This window comes from Turicibacter faecis (assembly GCF_037076425.1).
GTDB lineage: Bacteria > Bacillota_I > Bacilli_A > MOL361 > Turicibacteraceae > Turicibacter > Turicibacter faecis.
Map to the genome: position 1 here is coordinate 1,148,558 of NZ_AP028127.1, position 21,787 is coordinate 1,170,344.

Here is a 21,787-nt window from a genome sequence, read left to right on the forward strand (position 1 = left end):
CTTGTTCAGAAAATTAGGGTATACGCGTCATTATCATGGATAAGGTATACTGATTTTCTGATCCATGATAAAAAGTTGTTACCACTTTAATGAATAAGAGGTTTTTCTGTGAGAATTCTTCCTGCTCTTATAGGAGATTTAATGGTAAGCACGTAATAATAACACGGATACAAAAATAGCTACCAATCCTGTAAACTAAAGGTACAGAGTTGGTAGCTATTATTTTATATTGTTACTGACAAATCTCTTGGACTGTTTTTGCCCATGGCAAAAAGTCCACCAATACGCCTGGATTTCGTATGAAATCCGTATTAGGTAGTTTTTCAAAAAGATAAGTGAGATATTTGGATGGATTTAGACTGTTTGCCTTGGCTGTCTCCATGATTGTGTATGCCATCGCATTAGCAGTCGCACCCTTCATACTGGTTGAAAAAAGGTAGTTTTTACGACCAATCGCGATGGGGCGAATCGCTTGTTCAGCTAGATTATTCGAGGCTTCAAGATTTCCATCATCTAAAAAGCGCAAAAGCTCTACCTTTTGATTGAGGGCATACATCACCGCTGTTTGAAGTTTTCCTTTCATCACATAGAAGGATTCGAGCCACTTGAAAAATTCTTCGATGACTGGTTTGATGATTAGTTGGCGCTGTTTTTGACGTTGCTCAGGAGATAAATCTTTAATCGTCTTTTCAAAACGAAAGATTTGATCGCAGTATTCGACTGCCTTTTTTGCCTTACCGTTATTCCCAGGTATCTCAAAAAAACTTTCTTCTGACATGAGCCCAACATCCAACTAATTTCACGTTGGGAATATTTTTATAGCCAGAGTACCCATCACAGTGAAGATAACCTTTAAATCCTTCTAAGATAGTGGTTGCCACCGCGCGTTCACGTGTTAGATCAGCGTGGTAATAAGCTACAGGATGTTGGGCATTTTTGATGGTTCTAAATAACCAAATCCTTGATTGAGAGGTGGCAGGTTTTCCATCCGCTCGATTTAAAATTTGATACGGTGTTTCATCTGCGTGTAAAACGGTCTGTTGAACCAATTCATCTCTCAATCGCTCATAAATCGGAAGTAACCAATCATAAGAGGTAGTGATTATCCAATTTGAGAGCGTCTTATCACTCACACTTAATCCATAGCGTGCCCATTCTGATACTTGTCGATAACAAGGAATACTTAAGACGTATTTTTGATGAAAAACTTCAGCTAACACACTCGCTCCGGCAAAGCTTCTTTGAATCGGAGCTTTTGGAGTTTCGGCACAACGAATCGGTTTAGCTTCGATCGATGCATCATGACAATCACATGCATACGCGTAGCTAATGTATCGCTTTTTATATAATCGGGCTGGAACGAAACAAACTTCGTTACGAATGATCTTTTTTCCTATCTGTTTCATTTCGTTTCCACAATTTGTACATAAGCAGTTTTCTCCATGTAATTGACAATGGATTTCCTCAATCGGTAAGTCCTTGATTAATTCTGCCTTCCTTCCCTTTTGTTTTTTACGTCGATAGGTTATTTCTTCGACGGTTTGGTCTTCAGTTGTCTCTGTCCCTTCAAAAAATTATCTGGATTAAATAATGAAATTTGGCCGTCGGCTACTTTAGTCTTTTCACTCGAAGATCCAAATAGTTTTTTAGTCATGCATTGAATTTGTTCATTTAATTGGCGAACTTGTTCTAAAAGTTCTTGATTTTGCGCAAGTAAGTCTTTGTTTTGTTTCATTAATTGTTGTTCAAGTTCTGTCATCAAATTCGCCTGCTTTCAAAAAGGTTTCGTTGTAAGATTAGTATACCTAATCTTACAACTTATGAAAATAGAAATAAGAGATTTTTGTCGAAAATCCCTTATTTCTATTAGTATAAACATCCTGTTTTAGCAGGTTTAATGGCTTTTGGTTGTTGGATAGAGAGACCTTCTAATAACCAACGGAGTTCTTGGACCGTTAATTTCTTAACTTCATCTTGATCTTTAGGCCATTGTAAATTTCCATTTTCAATTCGTTTGTACAATAACATAAATCCATCACGATCCCAGTACAAAGCTTTATATCGATCCTTTTTTCTTCCACAAAACAAGAAGATGGCATCATTAAATAAATCTAAGTTGTATTTATCCGAGACGACACTGGCTAAACCGTCAATTCCACAGCGCATATCGGTGTGACCACAGACGATAAAAATATTTGAAACTTCCGTAAAATTAACGAGCATACTTAGACATCTCCGCTAGAACAGCATGTAAGATATATTTGTTCACACCATTATAAAACGTGACTTCAGCATCCTTAATTTTAAAGTGACAAACAGGTGTATTTTTATTAGTCTCAGATACTGAATGAGACTTTAAATTAGAGTCACTCAATGCGACTGGAACTATAATAGGATTTTCTTTCATAAAAACTTGACCTCCTAATCTTTGATAGCTACAGTATAGCTCAAAGATGGAGGTCAAAATAGACATGTTTATATTACGTGCTTACATTTAATGGGTCCTTTAACTTCATTAGGAAAAGTTAAGTTTAGCACTTATATATAATAAAAAGACGTTCATGGGGGGTGAACGTCTTTTTTAATATGAGAAATTTAGGAAGAGTGTAAGCATCTCACTTACAGTATTGTTATGGACTATAAGAATAATATTTATTCAAAAAATTAGGATTATTTTTTAAAAAGTTCTATCTCTCTTCTGAAAGTCACCTTTTCGAGGCTTGTATTCACTGTGAGGTGTGATCTTAAAGATGGAACATTTCATTCCAGGGGTGCCACGGGATCGATTCGATTGAGGTGCAATCGTTTGCGAGGCGGTCACGGGATTTGGTAAAGTCACTCATATGGGGCAATCTGGTCGATTTCTTTTCCCCGACACGGGGAAGATAAGACGAAAATGCGGGTTAGAGGGTACATTTGACTTCGAAATAGGGGCTTGAGAGGCTATAGTTATACCCTGGACTAATTATAATCGTCTTGGTGTCGGCCTCAATCTCTGAAAACAGTTTACAAATCTCTTTGAACTGGAAGCAATCTGTTTTTTTACAAAGGAAAGGGCCTTTGTTCACTTTGATAAGGTTTGGAAGGGTGGAATCGTGTTGATAGATTTCACAGGCAACAAATTTTTTCACGTGCTCGTTGTTTTGCTGGATAATGACGCTGTAGTCGGGTTTAATGGATAAGTTTTGATGAAAGCATTCGTTAAACATGGTCTCAAGGCGTTTATAGAAGTGATCATTCATTTCTTCTTCCTCTAACGGGAGTGTATAATAGTAGGTTTCGTTAAAGGTGAACACTTTGGATTCATCGTCACGATAACTATTAATGCGGTCGATCTCTTGTTGTAAATTATTTAACACGTTTAGGTTTTCTTGGAGGGCGGCTATTTTTTCTTCTGTCATTTGTTTGCCATATTCGATTAATTGTTTGTAATTAAGTGTCTGATCTTTTGTTAGGATTAATTCTTTGACTTCTTTTAAGGGAATAGATAAGTTAATACAGATTTGGATGAGCTCGACCATTCGTGCTTGTTCAACGGTGTAGTAGCGGTAATGGCTATCTGGATCAATGTAGGTAGGAGGGAGCAGTCCGATTGAATCGTAGTATCGAAGTGCCTTTATGCTACATCCTGTTCTTTTTGCTAATTCTCCAATGGTTAATAAGTTATTTTTCATAGAATCACCTTGACTCTCCCCTAAGGAGATACTTTATAGTCATTATAGAGTGTTATGGCGCTTATGTCAAAGGAGGCGAATGATGAATCAAGAATTTTTTGGAACAACACCGCCGAAAAAGTTATTTATGAAGTTGGCGATTCCCGGATTATTTAGTATGTTGTTTTCGTCGCTTTATATGATGGCTGATGGGATGTTTGTCGGAAAGATGATAGGAAGGAAAGCGTTAGCGGCGATTAACCTTGTTTTTCCTATTATCATGATTGTGTTTGCGGTCGGAGATATGATTGCAGCGGGCGCATCCGTCAAGATAGGGATGAAGCTCGGTGAAAAAAAGGAGGATGAGGCGAGTCGTATTTTTTCGATGGCCCTGTTACTAATGTTGGTGATCGATGGTCTGTTTATGATTGCCAGTTTGTTTTTTGCGAAGGACCTGATTTTTATTTTAATTAAGGATAAAGAACTTGCGACGTTAGCCTATCAATTTGCTTATGTCTTTATTTTGGCGTTTCCTTTTATCGCTCCTTTTTTTGCCTTGGATAATTATTTAAGGTTATGCGGAAAAGCCACGCTGAGTATGTGGGTCAATATCGCAGTGTCTCTTCTTAATATTGTATTAGATGCACTTCTTATCGGTTATTTTAAATTAGGAATAGAAACCGCGGCTTGGGCGAGTGTCTTAAGTATGTTGATCGGAACGCTCATTTTTCTTTATCCGTTTATCATGAAGAAGGTAGCTTTAAGATTTACTAAACCGAAGGTCGATGTAAAGGAGTTTTTATATGTGATTTACAATGGGAGTTCCGTGTTTTTAGGCAATATCTCAGGATCAATTATGGCCATTATTACGAATGGATTTTTGCTTTATTATGGCGGGCCTGTGGCCGTTGCGGCATTTTCAGTGGTGACGTATATCGATGCCTTAATGCTTCCTATTTTATCAGGAATGGTCGATTCCATCCTTCCGGTCATTAGTTATAGTTATGGAGCTAAAGATTACCGACGGATTACTCAATTTTTTCACCTCACGTGTCGAGTGGGATTTGTGCTTTCTATCGTGACGCTATTGATTATGGTGATGTTTCCAGATTTTTTAGTCGGTTTGTTTTCTTCAACATCGGAGGGTGATCTGATCCAAATGGGGAAAATCGCTTTGTTATTAAGTGCGCCGTCTTATTTAGTTAATTGGTATAGCTTGACGGTTGGGAGTTTTTTAACTGGTATCGAGAAGGCGACGGCATCGATTGTTGTCATGTTAGTGGAGTCTGTGTTGCTTCCGTTATTTTTGATGGTTGTTTTAACAAAGTTCATGGGTGTTTATGGACTTTTCCTCGTCCCAAGTGTTGGCGGATTGGGGGCTGCCGTCATCGCCTGGATGACTTGGAGGAGATGTGTCAAAAAAGAGTTTAATTCGTTTCGATTTGGTGTGAAGTGATCATGAGTTTTCTGCAAGAGGAGTCGGATTTCGTGAATAGTGGTGAAAGAGGGGCATCGGATGGTGAATGCGATCTTAATAGAATCTCATTTTCTTTATGTCAGTTGGTATCTTCCCATCGTGCCATTGATGATTATTTGATTGTTCGTTTTTATTTCGGTTATGATTACTGTTTATTTATCGATTCAACGGATTAAACAGAGCTCGGTGATTGAATTATAATAAAGATAAGAATTATTCGTTAAAAAGAGCGGATAAGAAGAATGATCGGTTTTAAATAAATTTGAACAGGTGACCTAAAAGCTTGAGGAGGTGAATCAAGTTTTTAGGTCATTTTTAGTTGAGTCTTGTCGTATATTGGTAGTAGGTTTAAGAGAATTTGTTGGAGGGGGGCAGACGTATGAAAAAGAGTTTGTGTTGTCAAGCAGGGTTGAAATTTTTCTTTGGGGTACTGATGGTCGGGGGATTACTCTTTCTTGCTGCAGGGTCGTTTCATTATTGGCAAGGTTGGCTACTCATGGCTATTTTATTTATTCCCATGCTAGGGATAGGACTTTTATTGATGGTAAAAAATCCTGACTTGCTCAGAAATCGGTTAAACGCACGGGAGACGCAAGTCAAGCAACGATGGCTGGTTCGTCTGAGTGGGCTGATGTTTACGATGGGATTTATTGTCGCAGGGTTAACCTATCGTTGGCATGGGGTGATGTTACCGGATTGGGTTTCTTGGATGGGGGCTGTTTTGTTTTTGTTTGCCTATGGAATGTATGCGGAAGTTTTAAGAGAAAATCGTTATTTATCACGGGTCGTAGAAGTTCAGGATGGACAAGAGGTCATCGATCATGGACTTTATGGAATGGTTCGTCATCCGATGTATAGTGCCACGCTCCTTTTGTTTTTATCGATTCCACTCATATTAGGTTCACCCATTTCTTTTGTTATTTTTTTGATGTATCCCTTTATTCTCGTCATGCGAATTAAAAATGAGGAACAGGTGCTTGAAAAGGAGTTAACGGGATATTCGGCATATAAAAAGCGGGTGCGATATAAACTTATTCCACTCCTTTGGTGATGGAAAAAAGCGTCGCGCGAAAGCATTAAACTTCGATCAGATGATGAATAATCGCAGAAAATTTTCACCCATAGCAGGAGTCGGACTTTTTGGCTCAACCGACGCTGTATTTTTATCGCTCGATAATATAAAAATTAGATAATACTCTAATAATTGAATGTATAAAAAAGCCGAGAAAAAAGCATTTTTTATCTGTTTAAATCATAAAATGTAATATAAGGAAGTATCTAATACTTGAGATTCTCAAAAAAGGGGGATTAAGTATGAGTTTAGGGGAAAAAATTAAGGGGCGCCGTGAAGAATTAGGTTTATCGGTAGAGCAATTAGGCGAAAAGTTAGCTGTTTCTCAGGAGCTAATCATCAAATGGGAGTCAGGAAAATGCATTCCGCATCTATCACATCTCATAACCATAAGTGACGAACTCGGATTAACGCTCGATGAACTTGTAAAAGAGGACGAAGCCGTTAAAAAACACGTACTATCGGCGAAATCGTTGGAAAAATGGCACCTCGCGATTTTAATTTACTTGTTGGCCATTGTCACCTATATCGGCTATTTCGCGATTCATAATCATATTTTTATGGTCGGATTTTTAGTTGCGACGTTGTTTATGTTGTCGTTTGAATTAAAATACTTTATTACTAGAAGAATAAGCCGACACGATCAGAAAGAATAAGATGTAATCCTTAGTTAGAGGAGGCCGCTCCGTAACTAACTAAGGATTTTTTTTAACGTATTGCACGTGAACCCCTGTCAAGAAAAAGAGAGATAGCGTCTATAAACTAATATTATAATATAAAAATTAGATAATACACTAAATAATGAAATGATAAATATATATAGAAGGCGATGAATTTTTTTCATCACCAACAAAAGAGCCCCACCTAAAATTAATAAATAAATGAGCTAGTCATAGTAATGCATGCCACCTTCTTGAAGTAGGGTCACGTACTTTTCCTTATTTAGGTTGTATCGGGGCGTATCCTTTCCATAAATCAATTCTGCACAGTCAATTATCATTTGGGCTAATTTTTCATCGGTCATTCCTGGTTGAGCTTGGGGGAGGGTCCCTGTTCCTGTAATTTCCCCATCATTGGCTCGAATAGCGATTGCAAAGGCAGAGTGATTAAAGGTTACATTCATAAACTGGTCTTTCTCTTTATGAAGTTCGTATCTCGGTTGAATGGTTTTAAGTTGATAGGTCTCAAAATCAGCACGATGAAAAGTTTGATGATTAAGAAGTGTCATGAATTTTATTTTATTTAAGGTGTAAGCCTCACTGTCTTTTCCATAAAGGAGTTCCACCCCATCAAGCAACATTTGGACAAATTGTTGATCCGTCATTTTTTTCGTTGGATGGGCAATGTGACTAAATCCGATGATTTCACCCGTTCCCACTTTCATTTTAATCGTAAAAAAGGAATCGTCAAATTCGACGTTAATGAACTGTTGTTCATCCTTTTCCATCAGATACGGATCGGTCGTCGCGGCTTGCCCAGTGAGACCACACATCAATAACAAGAAACCGATTATAAAAAACTGTAATTTTTTCATGATCATTCTCCTTTCTATGTGATTTAGGATACCCGATAATGAAGGTTTTATAAAAGAAGAACATATTTTTTATTTAAAACAACTGAATGAGTAGGGGAGCTCCCACGGCTATACCTGTTATTGATAAAACGTAAAAATAGAATGATAATCGGGGGAATGTGTCCTAACAGTTAATGGGGATTCGTTGGGGGCGTTTTATCCTTTTCGTTTAACGCCTTTTTTGCATGAACTCTATTAAGTGAGAAAATATAACTGGAGGGGGGAGTAGCAAGATAAAGCTAGTTGTAGAAAGTGGCCGGCTAAACAGCGAGGAGGGTGCTCCTGTTTGAGATTTTATTAATCGCCGGTAATCGGTTTCTATCTTGGGAAAACGATAGATTTTTGTTAAGCTAAAAAGAGGAAAACAAATCATAAAAAAGAGAGGATAGAGGAAATGACAGAGAAAGAAAAAATGTTACAGCAACAATTATATGATGCCAATTATGATCAAAAGTTAATAGAGGAACGGAGCGTAGCGAAAGATCTTTGTTTTCAATATAACCAGTTGTTACCCTCAGATGTCGATGCTCAGCAACAATTGATGAAGAAGTTGCTTGGAAAAACGAAGGATTCCTTTTGCATTATGGCCCCTTTTTGGTGTGACTACGGCTATAATATTGAAGTTGGAGAAAATTTCTTTGCCAATCACAACACCGTCATTTTAGATGGAGGAAAGGTGACGTTTGGCGATAACGTCTTCATTGCCCCAAACTGCGGATTTCATACAGCGGGTCACCCGATCGATTTTGAACGTCGAAATCAAGGGCTAGAGTATGCGTATCCGATTACAGTAGGCGACAATGTTTGGATTGGAGCCGGGGTTCAAGTCATGCCAGGTGTAACAATCGGTAGCGACGTTGTGATTGGGGGCGGTAGTGTCGTTGTCAAAGATATTCCCGATCATTCAGTGGCAGTTGGGAATCCTTGTCGAGTTATCCGTCCGATTACGGAGGAAGACCGTCAAACGTGTTGGAATCGTTCACCTCTAAACAAATGATGATGTATTACAGCTAGGTTCTGTTTTCTTGCAGTTATTGGTGCGACTTTCAAGTGATAAAGGTTCCAAATGTAATAATAATTCCTATTTTTATTGAATAATTAGATTCTTTATGATATAGTAAAAGAAATTAGGGATCCGGGAGGACGTTAAAATGACTTATTCGATTGTATATAGTAGTGTGACAGGAAATACAGAACAGTTAGCACAAGCGATTCAACAGGCGGTTGGGGCAACTTATTGTGGGAAACCATCTGATGAGGCGTTAGCGGCTGATACGATTTTTATTGGATTTTGGTCGACTCGTTATTCTTGTGGGGCGGATATTCAAGCTTTCATGAAGCAATTGTCAGGGAAAAAGGTCTTTTTATTTGGAACGGCTGGCTTTGGCGATACAAAGGAATTTTATGAAAAGATTTTAGAAAGTGCGCAAACACATCTTCCAGCATCAAATGAACTAATTGGAAGCTATATGTGCCTTGGAAAGGTAACTGATAAAATGCAGACACACATTAAGGAGGGGGCTCCTGAGTTATACGCGGAGATTAAAGAAGTATTAGCTGAAGCAGCTCATCACCCGAACCAAGCAGATTTGGACGAGTTAGTTGCGTCAGTTAAAAAAGCGTTAACTAAATAATCCCATTGAAGGGGTCTTACGACCTCTTTTTTTTATTTTTCGCCAAGAAGGACTCTTTGTCACGCATTATTCATTTCTTTTGAAAAAGGCTTGCACTAGATGATAAATTATGATATGATATAAGTCCGGAAATGATAAAACATTTCCTACTCCAAATAGTTGAAACATTTACTTGTATAATTGTTAAGATATGGTTAACTAGTTTCTACCCACGACCGGTTATCTCGTGGACTACAGGTAAGAACTTTGTATGTCCTCATCATACATCCTTTTTACTTGTAGAGCATCGAAATGGCCGTCGGTGCTCTTTTTTTTGATTTGACAGATTGTAATATTAAGTGCGACAAATAAAAAAAGCTCATAAATAGAATTCTTTGTTATAGAATGAAGTTACCACACCAAATTCTTAACAAGGAGATCTATTTATGAGTTATAAACATCTTAACACATTTGAGCGTACACGTATAGAAGTTCTTTCAAAAATGGGTTATTCAACGAGACAAATTGCGGGGCAATTAAATCGTCATCATTCAACTATTGCTCGTGAACTAAAACGAAATACTCAAAAGACGTATCAAGCAGAGCTAGCAGATGAATTAGCCGAGCAACGTCGCTTAGTTTGTCATCGTCCAGAGACCAAATCTGAAGAAGTTATTCAAACCATCCAACATTATTTAAAGTTAACCTGGTCGCCTGAACAAATTTCTAATACGGTTTTAAAGGGTGTTATTTCATTCAAAACTATTTATCGTTGGATTTATGACGGAACGATTTTGTTAGGGGATTTAAGCTGTTTAAGGCAAAAGGGAAAACGCCGAAAACCACGAGAAACACGCGGACGATTTAACATTGGGACATCAATTCATCAACGTCCTAAAGAGGTAAAAAAACGTCAGGCATTTGGTCATTGGGAACTTGATACAGTTGTTTCAAGCCGTGGTAAAAGTAAAGGATGTTTAGCTACATTTATTGAACGTCAAACACGATTTTATGTCGCCGTTAAAATCGAAAATCGCTCAGCATCTGAAATGTACCGAGCGATTAGTGAGTTATATGAACATTTTCCTAAAGACACCTTTAAAACTTATACCGTTGATCGAGGAAAAGAGTTTGCTTGTTATTCCAAAGTAGAAGCAGATTTAAAGGTTCCTGTTTACTTCGCTGACGCCTATTCCTCTTGGCAAAGAGGAAGTAATGAAAATGCCAATGGTCTTCTTCGAGAATTCTTTCCGAAGAAGACGGACTTAGCACGAGTTAGTGAGAAAGAGATTGATGAAGCCCTCCTCCTCATTAATCATCGACCACGAAAATGCTTAGGTTGGAAAACTTCATTCGAGCTATTTCATGAGAAACTGTCGCATTTGTATTGACAATTCGTCATTTATAAATAATGGTTCTTTGTCAAATAGTGTTGCTGATTAATTTGTAACCTGTTACAACGAAAATTCAAATCGAAATCCTAGTAGCTATGCTGCTAGGATTTTCGTTTTAGGCTTTGTTAGATTTTGAACCATGAGAATACGAGATTTAAAGTGATAGAAACTACGATATCCAAAGGCAATACGCTTAATGACCTTAATTTTATTATTAATTCCTTCGATGGGACCATTTGTGTAATGAGTTGAGAGTGTATTTTTAATATAGGATTGATAAGTTTTAAAGGTTTGGAAAGCCGTTTGAAACTCAGGAGAAACAAGCGGATGTTCCGTTTCGAGTAAATGATTAAATCGTTTTAAGTTTTTTGTCTGAAGAGCGAAAAGTAACTCTTGATATAAATCATAGGTTGCTTTTAATTCAGGAGATAAATCAAGTAGAAAGTTTAAGATATCAATTTCACGCATGGGTTGTTTAAAGCAGTAAACTGATCGATAAGTGGTGGTATTAAGTAAAGCGTGAGATTTTAAAAATAAGCGCCAATAACGTTTGAATTTACGACCATGCTTTTTGAACTTTTTCATGAATCGGATTCGAGTTTTGTTCAGTGCACGAGAGAGATGTTGAACGAGATGAAATTTATCAATGATAATTTGGGCATGAGGAAAAAGATCCTTAATGAGGCTGATGTAAGGAGCGTACATATCAATCACAATATTTTTTACTCGATGACGTGCTTCCTTTGTGTATCGTTTAAAATAAGCTTGAAGGGAGTTTAAACGACGATCTTCAACGATATCGATGATTTGTTTTGAGTCAGCATCGCAAAAAATAAAAGACATATGCCCCTCAGCAGACTTAACGGATTTAAATTCATCAAAACAGAGATTTTCAGGTAAATAATTAAGGTTTAAGGTTTGAGATTCATAAAAGCTATGGATGATTCGATTGACGGTTGAATGAGAGACCTGATGGCGACGTGCGATATCACATTCAGAAATTTTATTTTGGCCTCTAAAGCAATGGCGTGTTTCGTATGATAAGAAATGTAACAGTTCTTTTCAACAATTGAAGTACTTAGTGTAAAAGTAGACTGGCAATGCCCACAATAATAACGCTGTTTTTTTAGGTCTAAGTAGGTATCGTGAAGAGAGACTTTTGGAATGACAATTCGAGAGGTTTTAAATCCATGCTTCTTAAATTTTGAATCAAATAGGGTTCCGCATTTTTGACAATGAGTCGGTTGATACGTAAGAATACCTTTAAAGATAAAGCTAGTAATTCCGTTCAACTTCACTTCCTCAAGATAATCTTCTGAAAATGTAATATTTTTATCTTTAATATTTAAAAGTTTTCTAGTAAAATATGAGTGAGACATTAAATCTTATCCTTTCAATATTGTTTTAGTCGATAACATTGTAACAGGATTGAGACTTGAAGTCTCTTTTTTTTATCCTATGAAAAAAGTGCTGCTTAATCAGCAACACTAAATATTATAGAACCTAAATAATTCAGATCGTGCATCTGAAAGAACTGTAAACGTGGATCATTATTCAAAGGGGGCGCGCTTAGCCTTTTTATGCGCGTTGTTTAGTTAAACGACATCCCGCTTCCCGATGAGTTTGAATGATGGAAATGGGTCGATTGTTATGAAGTATCACGACGGTTGGAGTAGGTACTTGAAATGTTGCAATTTATGATTGATCATTAATGATACAAGGGAGCCACCTAGGGCTTCCTTTTTTTATTTTAAAAATGAAAAAGGAAATGAGGTATTTTTGGCGTATTTTAAAACGGGAGGATGTTAAAATTCCCAAATATTTATTATAATAACAGATAGGAGCGATTTAAATGACTGAGATAAAACGTCAAAACCCCCACACGATAGGAGTTGAGGAAGATTTGGGACCTGTATTATTACCTCCAACCATGGATTTTGTTTTTAAAGGATTATTTGGAAATGAAAAAAAACCTGAGATTTTAATTTCCTTTTTAAATGCGGTGTTAACACCAGAAGAGCCAATTACATCCATTACTTTCAAAGATCGAACACTCGATAGAAGGTATCGAAAAGATAAGGTAGGGGTTCTTGACCTCTTGGCTCAAACGGATAAAGGAGAACTCGTCAATGTTGAAGTTCAGTTAGCAGATGAAAATGACATGATTGAACGAAGTTTATTTTATTGGAGTCGACTGTTTTCTGGGCAACTAGAAAGCGGGCATTTTTATGATCAGTTAGAACGAACTATTTGTATCAATATCCTTGATTTTAACCTTATGGATACCGATGATTATCATAGTTCTTACCGACTAAAAGAGCGTGATCGAAACGATGAGTTAACTGATTTACTAGAAATTCATTATATTGAATTAAAGAAAATGAAAGATATCAAAGATGTGAGTGAAGTGAAGACTCAGCTTGAAGCCTGGATTGAATTTCTTAAGCATCCAGAAAGTCGTGTGAGTTATGAGTTAGCACATCAACATGAAACAATTCGTGAGGCAAAAGAGGAATTATTGGCGTTAAGTTGTGACCGAAAATACCGCCTTCATTATGAAGCAAGATTTAAAGAGTGGATGGATCGACTTAATCGAATGCATTATGCGGAGAAAAAAGGAATCCAACAAGGCATTCAGCAGGGAATTGAGCAGGGGATTGAACGTGGCATTCAACAGAACAAGGTCGAAATTGCTAAACAGTTAATGGATGTACTAGATGTCCAAACCATTGCCATTAAAACAGGATTATCCCTTGATGAGGTCCTTCAACTTAAAAAGAAATGAGTTAATAGGATTATTCTTTTAAATAAGTATTGGAAGAAAGAGACGAGTCTGTCTCTTTTTTCATTAAGAACAAACGGTTGGGGTCTGTGATCTGTTAATCTACTGTGCCCAGAAATCAAACTCCCTGATTTTGCTCATCCTCCAAAAAAGGGTTTTCATCGATAACCCTCTTTTTTTTTCGTGCAATCCCCTTGAATTTTTGTGTTTTTCTGCCATAATAAGAGTACTTATTTAATTTAAAAAGGAGGCGGATGACGTGAAAAAGTTACCGTTAATTGCACGTATTATTATTTGGTTACTCATTGGTATTAGTTTAGGGGTGATTTGTCGCACGACCCATTTTGCAGGACCGATTATTGTCACCGCCACTTTCCGTCAATTAGTTAGTACATTTTTAGGCTTTGTGATTCCACTCATTATTATCGGGCTCATCGTCCCTGGAATTGCTTCTCTTGGAAAGCAATCTAAAAAGGGATTATTATTGACAACTACATTGGCCTATTTATCAACGATTAGTGCGGGAATCATTGCATTTATTGTGGGATGTACTGTCCTCCCTCATCTTACGCAACATGTTGAAACATTGATGACAGAGGGCGAGGGAGTTACCCCGCTATTCACCTTAGATATTCCTGCATTGATGAGCGTGATGAGCGCCTTAGTATTATCTTTCATTTTAGGGATCGGATTAGCCTCAAAACCTAAAAGTTCACTACTGAAACTATGTACCGAATTTAGTGAATTAATGATGGCCCTCATCAAAAACGTCATCATTCCTCTTGTCCCACTCTACATTGGGTCAGTTTTTTCAGAATTAAGCTATAGTGGTGAAATCTTTGTCACCTTAAAATCTTTTCTTCTCGTTTATCTTGTATTATTTTTACTTCAGGTGGGCTATTTAATTATTTTGTATACTTTAGCGGGGGGAATTAAAGGAAAAAATCCTTTCTCTTTACTGAAACACATGATTCCTGCTTACATTACAGCAGCAGGAACCCAATCGTCAGCTGCGACGATTCCAGTTACGCTTGATTGTGTGAAATCAAATGGTGTGCGTCCAGATATTTGCGAATTTGTGATTCCACTATCTGCAACGATTCATATTGCGGGCGATACGATGACGATTGTATTAACGTCAATGGCGCTCATGTTGATGAATGGCCAAACGCCAACACTTGGGCACTATGTTCCCTTTATTTTGATGCTTGGTATTATGATGATTGCTGCTCCTGGAGTTCCAGGAGGTGGAGTCATGGCTGCTCTCGGGTTATTACAGTCCATGCTTGGGTTTGGTGCCCTACAAACGCCTCTTATGATTGCCCTTCACGCGGCCCAAGATAGTTTTGGAACAGCAACTAATGTGGTAGGGGACGGTGCCATGGCTATTTTTGTTGAAAAATTAATGTCTCATGAGACAGTAGAGTCTGTGAGTCTACAAGAAAAAAGATGCTAAAGGCATCTTTTTTTATTTCTTTTTTTTGATTTTCCTGATAAAATATAAGTATAAAGCGCTTTCTTTGATAACTTAGACCAAGTGGGGGGATTCATTAAATGAAGAAAGTTTTCACAGTAGAAATAGATGTAAACAATGTCCAAACAGGAAAGGTAAAGGATGTTCGATATGATCATTATTTAGAAGAGGATTCTGTTGAGATTGAACACGAGGAACAACGAGTTATTATTTTACGTTCACATTTAGAACTGTATGAGGTAAAAGGAAATCTCAATCGTTATAGGGGGCAGATGCTTGAGTATGTGATAATCGGTTACGATTCCTTACGAAATATTTACTATGGGTCATGCCTTGAGGTAAAGCGCCAAAAAAGGCGCCAGTTGATTAAAGAATTAGAAACGGGAAAACCATATTTAGCAACGATTACTAAATTGACGTATTTTGGAGCTTATTTAACAATTGAAGGTATTTCCGTTATTTTAAGAAATCGTGATTTTGCAGCCGATTACACAACGGTTTCTGATATTTATCAGGTCGGCGATCAACTTGAAGTCTGTTTCTTAAAAGCAAATAATAACCTTAAAATTAATGTCCAAGCTGTTAATAAATATGTTCAAACGTCGACCATTACGATTGAGGATTTTGAACCACATACCGTTGTTTATGGAACGGTCCGAAGTATTAAACCATGGGCATGTTTTGTTAATATTGCGCCTAATTTAGATGCTATTTGTCCCATTCCCATGGTTAACTTCATTAAGGAGGGATCGCCTGTGGCCTTTAGAATCCATCAGGTACGTGTAGAGGAAGGAAAGGTCAGGGGAAAAATCATTAAAATAATGGAAAATAGATCTTCCAACTTACAGTCTGTGTGATAAATGATTGAAATGATGCATAGATAGTAAGGAAGGAAGTTTTCTGAACGAAAGCCGTTCACTCTTCCTTTAGGGGAAGATTACCGGCTTTTTTTGTGATTTATTGTAGGAAATATGTAAGAGGTGTTGAAAGATAAGCTATTATATGATAACGTTAAAATCTATGTTAAATGGTCAAGTAGGAGGTAATTAAGGTGAAAGATTTAATCGAATGGTTGATTCTCTCTACTTTGTTAACTTTAATAATGGAAATCATTCGATTTCAATCCATACGCAAAGCCTTTTGTTTTGTCAAGCGGAGTCCTCGATACGCGCTAATTAATTTGCTCATTGTATCGGCGACGTTAGTCCCTGTTTTTTTCATGTCACGAAAACTTTTCTTTTTAAGTTGTGTCATCTTTTTTTGGTTATTTTTATCGATTGTTAATGCCATCGTAACCTTTCTTCGTGGTTATGCCTTGATGTTTTCAGATATTTTTTTAATTAAAGAGGGGCTGAGTCTTTCTTCCCACTACTTTACTCCACCCGTAATTGGATCGATTCTGATTGCGATGATTGGTTTAATGTTTGCCGGTGGTTATGTGTTTACGTTTCAAACGTCTATTCATAGTGGTTGTGCATTTTTTGCGTTGTTTTATTTGGTTTTTTCAATCTGGGGGATTAATCGCTTGGAAAAAAAACGTCTTTCTCATCCTTCGTCAGAGGAATATGCGGCAATGGGGTTTGCTTATGCAATGATGAATTCGTTATATCCTTATTTAAATCGAAAACCAACCGCATATAGTGAAGCGACGATGAAGCATATCTTAAAAGGAATGGATCAGACAGCAAAGGTGAACAGTCACGCGATCAAACCAGATATTATTTTTTTACAGTTAGAATCATTTTTTGATCCGCTCTTATTAGAAGGGGTCTCATTTAGTCAAGATCCAATTCCGACGTTTCGGCGATTGAAACGAGCGAATCAAAGCCAAAAGATGCAGGTTCAAACCTTTGGGGGAGGAACAGCTAAAACTGAATTTTCCGTTTTAACTTCTATGAGTGCCGAACTTTTAAAGCCCGGGGAGATCCCACATTTGTCTGTTCTTAGGAAAAAGTCGGTGGAATCACTTGCCACACAGCTTAAACGTCAGGGATATGTTTCAACCTTAATTCATAACTATGAGGGGAATTTTTATAACCGTCATTTAGCTTATGAGAAGTTAGGGTTTTCACGCTATATCCCGATTGAATACATGAGTGGGGTTGCTACGCCACACGATTTAGCACAAATGAATGACCAATGGGTCATGGATTATATTATCAAGACGTTGAAACACGATGAACCAGCGCTTATCTATGGAATTACAGCAGGAACCCATCAACCGTATGATGAAAAACTTCCAGACCACCTTTCTCCTATAGAGGTGTTTGGAGATCTTGAAGAGCCAGTTAGACAAACTTTACAAAATTATGTGACGCGTCTTTATCAACTCGATCTTCAGTTAAACCGTTTAATGGATGATTTAGCTGCCTCTAAGAGGGAAACAGTATTGTTTATGTTCTCTGATCATCTGCCTAATTTACCGATTTTAACGGATGAAACATACTATTCAAAGGATCCCTTTGAAGTGGATTATTTTGCTGCTCATTTCCATCCAAGTTTTGATTTAAATCCGTTGCCACCTTTAAATTGTTATGATGTTGGAACATGGTTAATGAATAGTTTAAACTGTCCCTTATCTATCATTCAACAGGTGCATGAAAGTTATTGTCATGACACTGCTTATCGCGAGGTATTAAGACTCGCACAATATGACCTATTAGAAGGAAAGGGTTATTTAACTCCATCCTTTGATTTATCACCTGAACAACCGATGGTATTTGGGTTAAATGAACAGCATATCAGTGGCTATTCCTTTACTGACGAGGGGTTAGTTGTTGAGGGAACCGGCTTTAACATTGATTCTCAATTGTTTATCGATCAGAAGCGGGTAGAAACTCAATTTGTAAATGAGACTAAACTTCTTGTTAAAATAGAGCCAAGGGAATTTTCCTGTCTTTCTCTCAAGCAATTAAGTCGTCGTCAAGAGGTACTTGGAGAGGAGATAAAACTTACGCGGAAGGATTGACACCGTTTTTTTGATTTGATATAGTTGAAAGAGGAAGAATGTCGATTCTTCCTCTTTTTTTATTGATGTTTGTCGTTAGGGAAAGGATGTAATGAAATGAAGTTAATGAAACATTATAGGCAACATGCCTCCTTTTATAGGGATTTATGGATCATTGCATTGCCAATTGCCTTACAGCAGTTAGTAACCTCAAGTCTAAACATGGTAGATACCTTAATGGTAGGTCGTGTTGGGGTGGATGCGGTTGCCGCTGTTGGGGTATCCAATCAATATTATTTTTTATTGAATATGGTGATGTTTGGAATATATAGCGGGGGAATGGTTTACTTCGCCCAGTATTGGGGGAAAAAGGACCTACGTAATATTCATCGTCTACTCGGGTTTACGCTCGTGCTCGGAATGGGTCTAGCTGTTTTATTTACAGGGATGGCTTTATTTATTCCGGAACAAATTATTCGTATTTTTACTAATGACCAGACCGTTATGGTGTTAGGGGCAAAATACTTAAAGATTGCAGCGTTAAGTTATCCGTTTATGATTTTATCATTCGGTTATAGCATGGGGTTGCGGGCCGTAGAAAAACCGAAATTTTCGATGATTGCCTCGGTCATTGCCTTGACCCTTAATACAGTTTTAAATATAGTCTTAATTTTCGGACTCTTTGGCTGTCCTGCGCTTGGCGTGGTCGGAGCAGCCATTGCAACGCTTGTTTCAAGGGTCGTCGAGTTTATTTTAGTTCTTGGATTTGCTTATCTAAAGACCGATACCATGAACCCTAAGTTATCGGTTTTACTTTCGTTTGACCGATCGCTCATTAATAAATTGATGGTAACGAGCTTACCTGTTGTGATTAACGAGTGTTTCTGGGGGCTTGGAACGACCGCATATATGGTGATTTACGGAATGATTAACGTTGAGGCGATTTCAATTATGAACATCGTCAACTCAATTTTTAATATTTTCTTCATCGCCGCAATAGGGGTCGGAAATGCTTCAACGGTTATGCTTGGGAAAAAACTAGGTGCCGGTGAAAAAGAAAAAACGTATAAAGAAGCGATCCTCTTTTTGAAAATTGGAGTCGTACTCGGAGTTTTATCAGGAATTTTACTTGTCATGTGCATTCCTGTGATGCTTCGCTTATATCGCGATTTTGATTTCTCGACATTGGAAACAATGGCCTATGTATTAATTATCTTTGCGATAGGCTTAACCTTTAGATTTATCAATATTATTAACATCGTCGGAATTTTTCGGGCGGGTGGTGACACAAAATACGCCATGCTTCTTGAACTGGGAATTCTATGGAGCGTCGGTGTCCTTGGAACCTTTATTGCTGTCAAGTACTTCCGTGCTCCACTCATTGTCGTTGCAATGATTGTTCAATTCGAGGAAGTCGTTAAAGTCCTTTTAGGAATTGTTCGAGTGAAATCGAAAAAATGGATTAATCAATTGGTTTAAGCGGCTTCAATGACTCAGAATCTGACCCCAATCAGTTCGCACATAAGCCAAAGAAAAAGTCGACATCTGTTTTGGACTATAAAATGGGGTAGGAAAATCCTACCCCATTTTTCATGGATATCATGAACGTGTCTTGGTCAACGATAATAAGATAGATTTGAAAATGATCAATAAGTGCTAGAAAGATGAGGAGTGAAAACCATGTTTTTTATTGGTGTGTTTGGAATCAATCAAAAGATGAGTGAAATTAAAGAATTACCTCCGATGATGTGTAAGTCTTGCCGACAAACGGAACGATTTACGTTAATGAAGTGTTATCAGCAATTTCATTTCTTTTTCTTACCCATTTTTAAGTGGAATATTCGTTATTTTATCCGGTGTTCATCGTGTCAGATGGTAGCAAATATCCCATTAGATAAAGGTCGTTTATTAGAAGCGGGAGAAGCGGTTGAATTAACGCTTTGGGATCAGGAAATCATTGAATCACCTGAAAAAAGAAAGCGACGTTGTCAGGCCTGTCATGAAATTGTAGAAGGAACCTTTATCTATTGTCCGTTTTGTGGGCAAAAATTGTAGCCTAAAAAAAGTGGTCCAATTCAGGACCACTTTTTTATATCTTACTGTAAAACGAGAAAATTACCTTTTCAAAAGGATACTTTCTTCTTTCTCCCAAAAGCGTATTGATTTTGTTCAACATCCTTAGTTTGCGATGTTTCGTAGACACTGCAAATAGGAACGCCACCTAGCAGCTAGGGTCAGTGTTAAATAACGAGGCGTTTGTTTCGAGTGTCAGCACGCGTGTTGCAAGGGTTTGTTTAAACGCCTGATCGTGTTCAACGACAATCATGGTCGGTTTAACTTCTTGAATAAGTTGTTCAATTTGTATTCGTGCATAAAGATCAATAAAATTGAGAGGCTCATCCCAAATGTAAAGATGGGCCTTTTCACAGAGGCTTTTTGCAATTAATATCTTTTTCTTTTGACCCGAAGAATAATTTTCTATCTTTTTTTCAAATTGTTGTCGAGCAAAGCCTAACTTGCGCAAAATAGTTTTAAATTGTGTTTCATCTAGTTGGTGCTCCTGTATAAATGCGCGAAGTGTTCCATTTAAATGATCTGTCGTCTGTGGCACATAGGAAATGATAAGATGAGAAGATCGTTTAATGGTTCCGGTGTAAGAGACCGACGAGTCAAGAATACAACGAAGCAAACTACTTTTCCCGCTACCATTTTTCCCCTCAATGAATAGACGCTCCCCCTCGGAAAGAGAAAAAGAAATGGGGAAACAAAGACGACGGTGATCATAGAAAAGACTAACATCGGATAGTGATAGGAGAGGGCCAGCTGAATAGGGTAAAGAAACTAACTTTAAAGGTTCGTGTTTCTCTATATTTTTCAAAAGCGCCGCTTTTTCATCGATGGCCTTTTTACGCCGTGCCTCAATTGATTTGGAACGCTTCATAAGTTTAGCCGCCTTATGGCCGACAAATCCTTTATCAACCGGTCCAATTTTCGTCGCCTCTTTTTGATGGGACCAATTGGCTGATTGGCGCATCGACTGTTGAAGTCGCAGGACCTCTTTTTTTAATTGTTGATTCCTTTCAAGTTCCTGTTCTTGCTGGTGATTAAAGTTGACAAACCACGATGAAAAGTTTCCAGATTGACACTCAATGGTTTCTTTATTTAGGGCAAGAATATGATCCACACACGCATCTAGAAAATGCCGATCATGAGAAATAAGCATAAATCCTTTTTTACGTTTTAAATAGGCAGCGACGCACGATCTTCCATGTGCATCTAAATGATTCGTTGGTTCATCAATTAAAAGAAAGTTTCCTTCTCCTAAAAAAAGAGCGGCAAGTAAAACTTTTGTTTGCTCCCCGCCACTTAACGTCTGAAACGGGCGCGCTAAAATATCAGTTGAAAGATCCAGTTGCGAAAACTCACAAATAAATTCCCATGTTTCCCTCATCGGACATAACTGTTGTAACACCTCCTCCGTCGATTGTTGAGGAACTGGCACATTCATCGGAAAGTAATCAAAAGAAACAGAATGAACAATGGTTCCCGTGTAGGACTCCAATCCTTGTAAAAGCCGAAACAACGTCGTTTTTCCACGACCATTTCGCCCAATGACACCGAGTTTCCAGTCCGTATCAACTTGCAAATGAAGATTTTCAAACACATAATCGCCACTCGTTGGATAAGCGAAAGTTAAATTTTCAATTTTAATCATGGACATCAAAATTCCTCCTTTGGGTTAAAAGATAACGATTCTTACAGGATGTTCGCTTGTCCCTTGAGGTTCTGATTCCCTTAAAAT

General features: G+C 37.7%; 23 protein-coding genes and 1 riboswitch. Of the genes, 13 read left to right on the forward strand and 10 right to left on the reverse strand.

Annotated features, from left to right (window positions below; translation table 11 throughout):
- Positions 1 to 232: 232 nt before the first annotated feature.
- The 6 genes from AACH31_RS05510 to AACH31_RS05535 all read right to left on the reverse strand — a co-directional run bounded on the left by AACH31_RS05510 (position 233) and on the right by AACH31_RS05535 (position 3,674).
- The gene (locus AACH31_RS05510) at positions 233 to 778 is read right to left on the reverse strand and encodes an IS66 family transposase (RefSeq protein WP_338618033.1); all 546 of its coding nucleotides are present in this window, start codon (positions 776 to 778) and stop codon (positions 233 to 235) included.
- Entirely contained in the window at positions 756 to 1,529 is a 774-nt protein-coding gene (gene tnpC / locus AACH31_RS05515) for an IS66 family transposase (protein ID WP_338618100.1), read from the reverse strand. The genes AACH31_RS05510 and tnpC overlap by 23 nt, the downstream gene beginning before the upstream one ends.
- Positions 1,526 to 1,759: a hypothetical protein gene (locus AACH31_RS05520; protein WP_338618034.1), complete on the reverse strand. Its 234-nt coding sequence runs from the start codon at positions 1,757 to 1,759 to the stop codon at positions 1,526 to 1,528. Before AACH31_RS05520 ends, tnpC begins: the two co-directional genes overlap by 4 nt.
- Before the next feature lie 107 nt (positions 1,760 to 1,866).
- Complete coding sequence (gene tnpB / locus AACH31_RS05525) at positions 1,867 to 2,223, reverse strand: IS66 family insertion sequence element accessory protein TnpB (protein WP_338618035.1); 357 nt, start codon at positions 2,221 to 2,223, stop codon at positions 1,867 to 1,869.
- A complete protein-coding gene (locus tag AACH31_RS05530) occupies positions 2,213 to 2,407 on the reverse strand; it encodes a hypothetical protein (protein ID WP_338618037.1) in 195 nt (64 codons plus the stop codon). Before AACH31_RS05530 ends, tnpB begins: the two co-directional genes overlap by 11 nt.
- 496 nt (positions 2,408 to 2,903) lie before the next feature.
- Complete coding sequence (locus tag AACH31_RS05535; RefSeq protein WP_161831270.1) at positions 2,904 to 3,674, reverse strand: MerR family transcriptional regulator; 771 nt, start codon at positions 3,672 to 3,674, stop codon at positions 2,904 to 2,906.
- Positions 3,675 to 3,756: 82 nt separating this feature from the next.
- Between AACH31_RS05535 and AACH31_RS05540 the strand changes: the two genes are divergently transcribed.
- From AACH31_RS05540 to AACH31_RS05555, 4 genes are all read left to right on the forward strand, one after another.
- Positions 3,757 to 5,109, forward strand: a complete 1,353-nt coding sequence (locus tag AACH31_RS05540; RefSeq protein ID WP_262950499.1) for an MATE family efflux transporter — start codon at positions 3,757 to 3,759, stop codon at positions 5,107 to 5,109.
- Between the two features lie 2 nt (positions 5,110 to 5,111).
- Entirely contained in the window at positions 5,112 to 5,306 is a 195-nt protein-coding gene (locus tag AACH31_RS05545; RefSeq protein WP_262950498.1) for a hypothetical protein, read from the forward strand.
- A gap of 203 nt (positions 5,307 to 5,509) precedes the next feature.
- Positions 5,510 to 6,181: a methyltransferase family protein gene (locus AACH31_RS05550; RefSeq protein WP_262950497.1), complete on the forward strand. Its 672-nt coding sequence runs from the start codon at positions 5,510 to 5,512 to the stop codon at positions 6,179 to 6,181.
- A gap of 263 nt (positions 6,182 to 6,444) precedes the next feature.
- The gene (locus AACH31_RS05555; protein WP_161831263.1) at positions 6,445 to 6,858 is read left to right on the forward strand and encodes a helix-turn-helix domain-containing protein; all 414 of its coding nucleotides are present in this window, start codon (positions 6,445 to 6,447) and stop codon (positions 6,856 to 6,858) included.
- Positions 6,859 to 7,088: 230 nt separating this feature from the next.
- On the opposite strand, the gene AACH31_RS05560 is transcribed toward AACH31_RS05555, so the two are convergent.
- Entirely contained in the window at positions 7,089 to 7,736 is a 648-nt protein-coding gene (locus AACH31_RS05560) for a hypothetical protein (protein ID WP_262950494.1), read from the reverse strand.
- A gap of 433 nt (positions 7,737 to 8,169) precedes the next feature.
- Between AACH31_RS05560 and AACH31_RS05565 the strand changes: the two genes are divergently transcribed.
- The 3 genes from AACH31_RS05565 to AACH31_RS05575 all read left to right on the forward strand — a co-directional run bounded on the left by AACH31_RS05565 (position 8,170) and on the right by AACH31_RS05575 (position 10,779).
- The gene (locus AACH31_RS05565; protein WP_262950493.1) at positions 8,170 to 8,772 is read left to right on the forward strand and encodes a sugar O-acetyltransferase; all 603 of its coding nucleotides are present in this window, start codon (positions 8,170 to 8,172) and stop codon (positions 8,770 to 8,772) included.
- Between the two features lie 154 nt (positions 8,773 to 8,926).
- On the forward strand, positions 8,927 to 9,409 hold the full coding sequence (locus AACH31_RS05570; RefSeq protein WP_161831257.1) for a flavodoxin family protein: 483 nt from the start codon (positions 8,927 to 8,929) through the stop codon (positions 9,407 to 9,409).
- A gap of 152 nt (positions 9,410 to 9,561) precedes the next feature.
- A riboswitch (purine riboswitch) is annotated at positions 9,562 to 9,663 on the forward strand.
- 171 nt (positions 9,664 to 9,834) lie between these two features.
- The gene (locus tag AACH31_RS05575; RefSeq protein WP_289461060.1) at positions 9,835 to 10,779 is read left to right on the forward strand and encodes an IS30 family transposase; all 945 of its coding nucleotides are present in this window, start codon (positions 9,835 to 9,837) and stop codon (positions 10,777 to 10,779) included.
- A gap of 96 nt (positions 10,780 to 10,875) precedes the next feature.
- Here the strand turns inward: AACH31_RS05575 and AACH31_RS05580 are convergent, their stop codons facing one another.
- Entirely contained in the window at positions 10,876 to 11,784 is a 909-nt protein-coding gene (locus AACH31_RS05580) for an ISL3 family transposase (protein WP_338618079.1), read from the reverse strand.
- Entirely contained in the window at positions 11,694 to 12,161 is a 468-nt protein-coding gene (locus tag AACH31_RS05585; RefSeq protein ID WP_338618041.1) for a transposase family protein, read from the reverse strand. The genes AACH31_RS05580 and AACH31_RS05585 overlap by 91 nt, the downstream gene beginning before the upstream one ends.
- A 473-nt stretch (positions 12,162 to 12,634) precedes the next feature.
- On the opposite strand from AACH31_RS05585, the gene AACH31_RS05590 reads away from it, so the two are divergent.
- The 6 genes from AACH31_RS05590 to AACH31_RS05615 all read left to right on the forward strand — a co-directional run bounded on the left by AACH31_RS05590 (position 12,635) and on the right by AACH31_RS05615 (position 20,040).
- Entirely contained in the window at positions 12,635 to 13,567 is a 933-nt protein-coding gene (locus AACH31_RS05590) for an Rpn family recombination-promoting nuclease/putative transposase (RefSeq protein ID WP_237658926.1), read from the forward strand.
- 256 nt (positions 13,568 to 13,823) lie between these two features.
- On the forward strand, positions 13,824 to 15,020 hold the full coding sequence (locus AACH31_RS05595; protein WP_161832054.1) for a cation:dicarboxylate symporter family transporter: 1,197 nt from the start codon (positions 13,824 to 13,826) through the stop codon (positions 15,018 to 15,020).
- A gap of 98 nt (positions 15,021 to 15,118) precedes the next feature.
- Positions 15,119 to 15,895: an RNA-binding protein gene (locus AACH31_RS05600; RefSeq protein WP_338505714.1), complete on the forward strand. Its 777-nt coding sequence runs from the start codon at positions 15,119 to 15,121 to the stop codon at positions 15,893 to 15,895.
- 194 nt (positions 15,896 to 16,089) lie between these two features.
- A complete protein-coding gene (locus tag AACH31_RS05605; RefSeq protein ID WP_338618043.1) occupies positions 16,090 to 18,006 on the forward strand; it encodes an LTA synthase family protein in 1,917 nt (638 codons plus the stop codon).
- Between the two features lie 96 nt (positions 18,007 to 18,102).
- On the forward strand, positions 18,103 to 19,464 hold the full coding sequence (locus AACH31_RS05610; RefSeq protein ID WP_338618046.1) for an MATE family efflux transporter: 1,362 nt from the start codon (positions 18,103 to 18,105) through the stop codon (positions 19,462 to 19,464).
- Positions 19,465 to 19,665: 201 nt separating this feature from the next.
- Positions 19,666 to 20,040 carry a zinc ribbon domain-containing protein gene (locus tag AACH31_RS05615; protein ID WP_161832050.1) on the forward strand — a complete coding sequence of 125 codons (375 nt, stop codon included), beginning with the start codon at positions 19,666 to 19,668 and terminating at the stop codon, positions 20,038 to 20,040.
- 166 nt (positions 20,041 to 20,206) lie between these two features.
- On the opposite strand, the gene abc-f is transcribed toward AACH31_RS05615, so the two are convergent.
- Positions 20,207 to 21,706 carry a ribosomal protection-like ABC-F family protein gene (gene abc-f / locus AACH31_RS05620; RefSeq protein WP_161832049.1) on the reverse strand — a complete coding sequence of 500 codons (1,500 nt, stop codon included), beginning with the start codon at positions 21,704 to 21,706 and terminating at the stop codon, positions 20,207 to 20,209.
- Between the last annotated feature and the right edge of the window lie 81 nt (positions 21,707 to 21,787).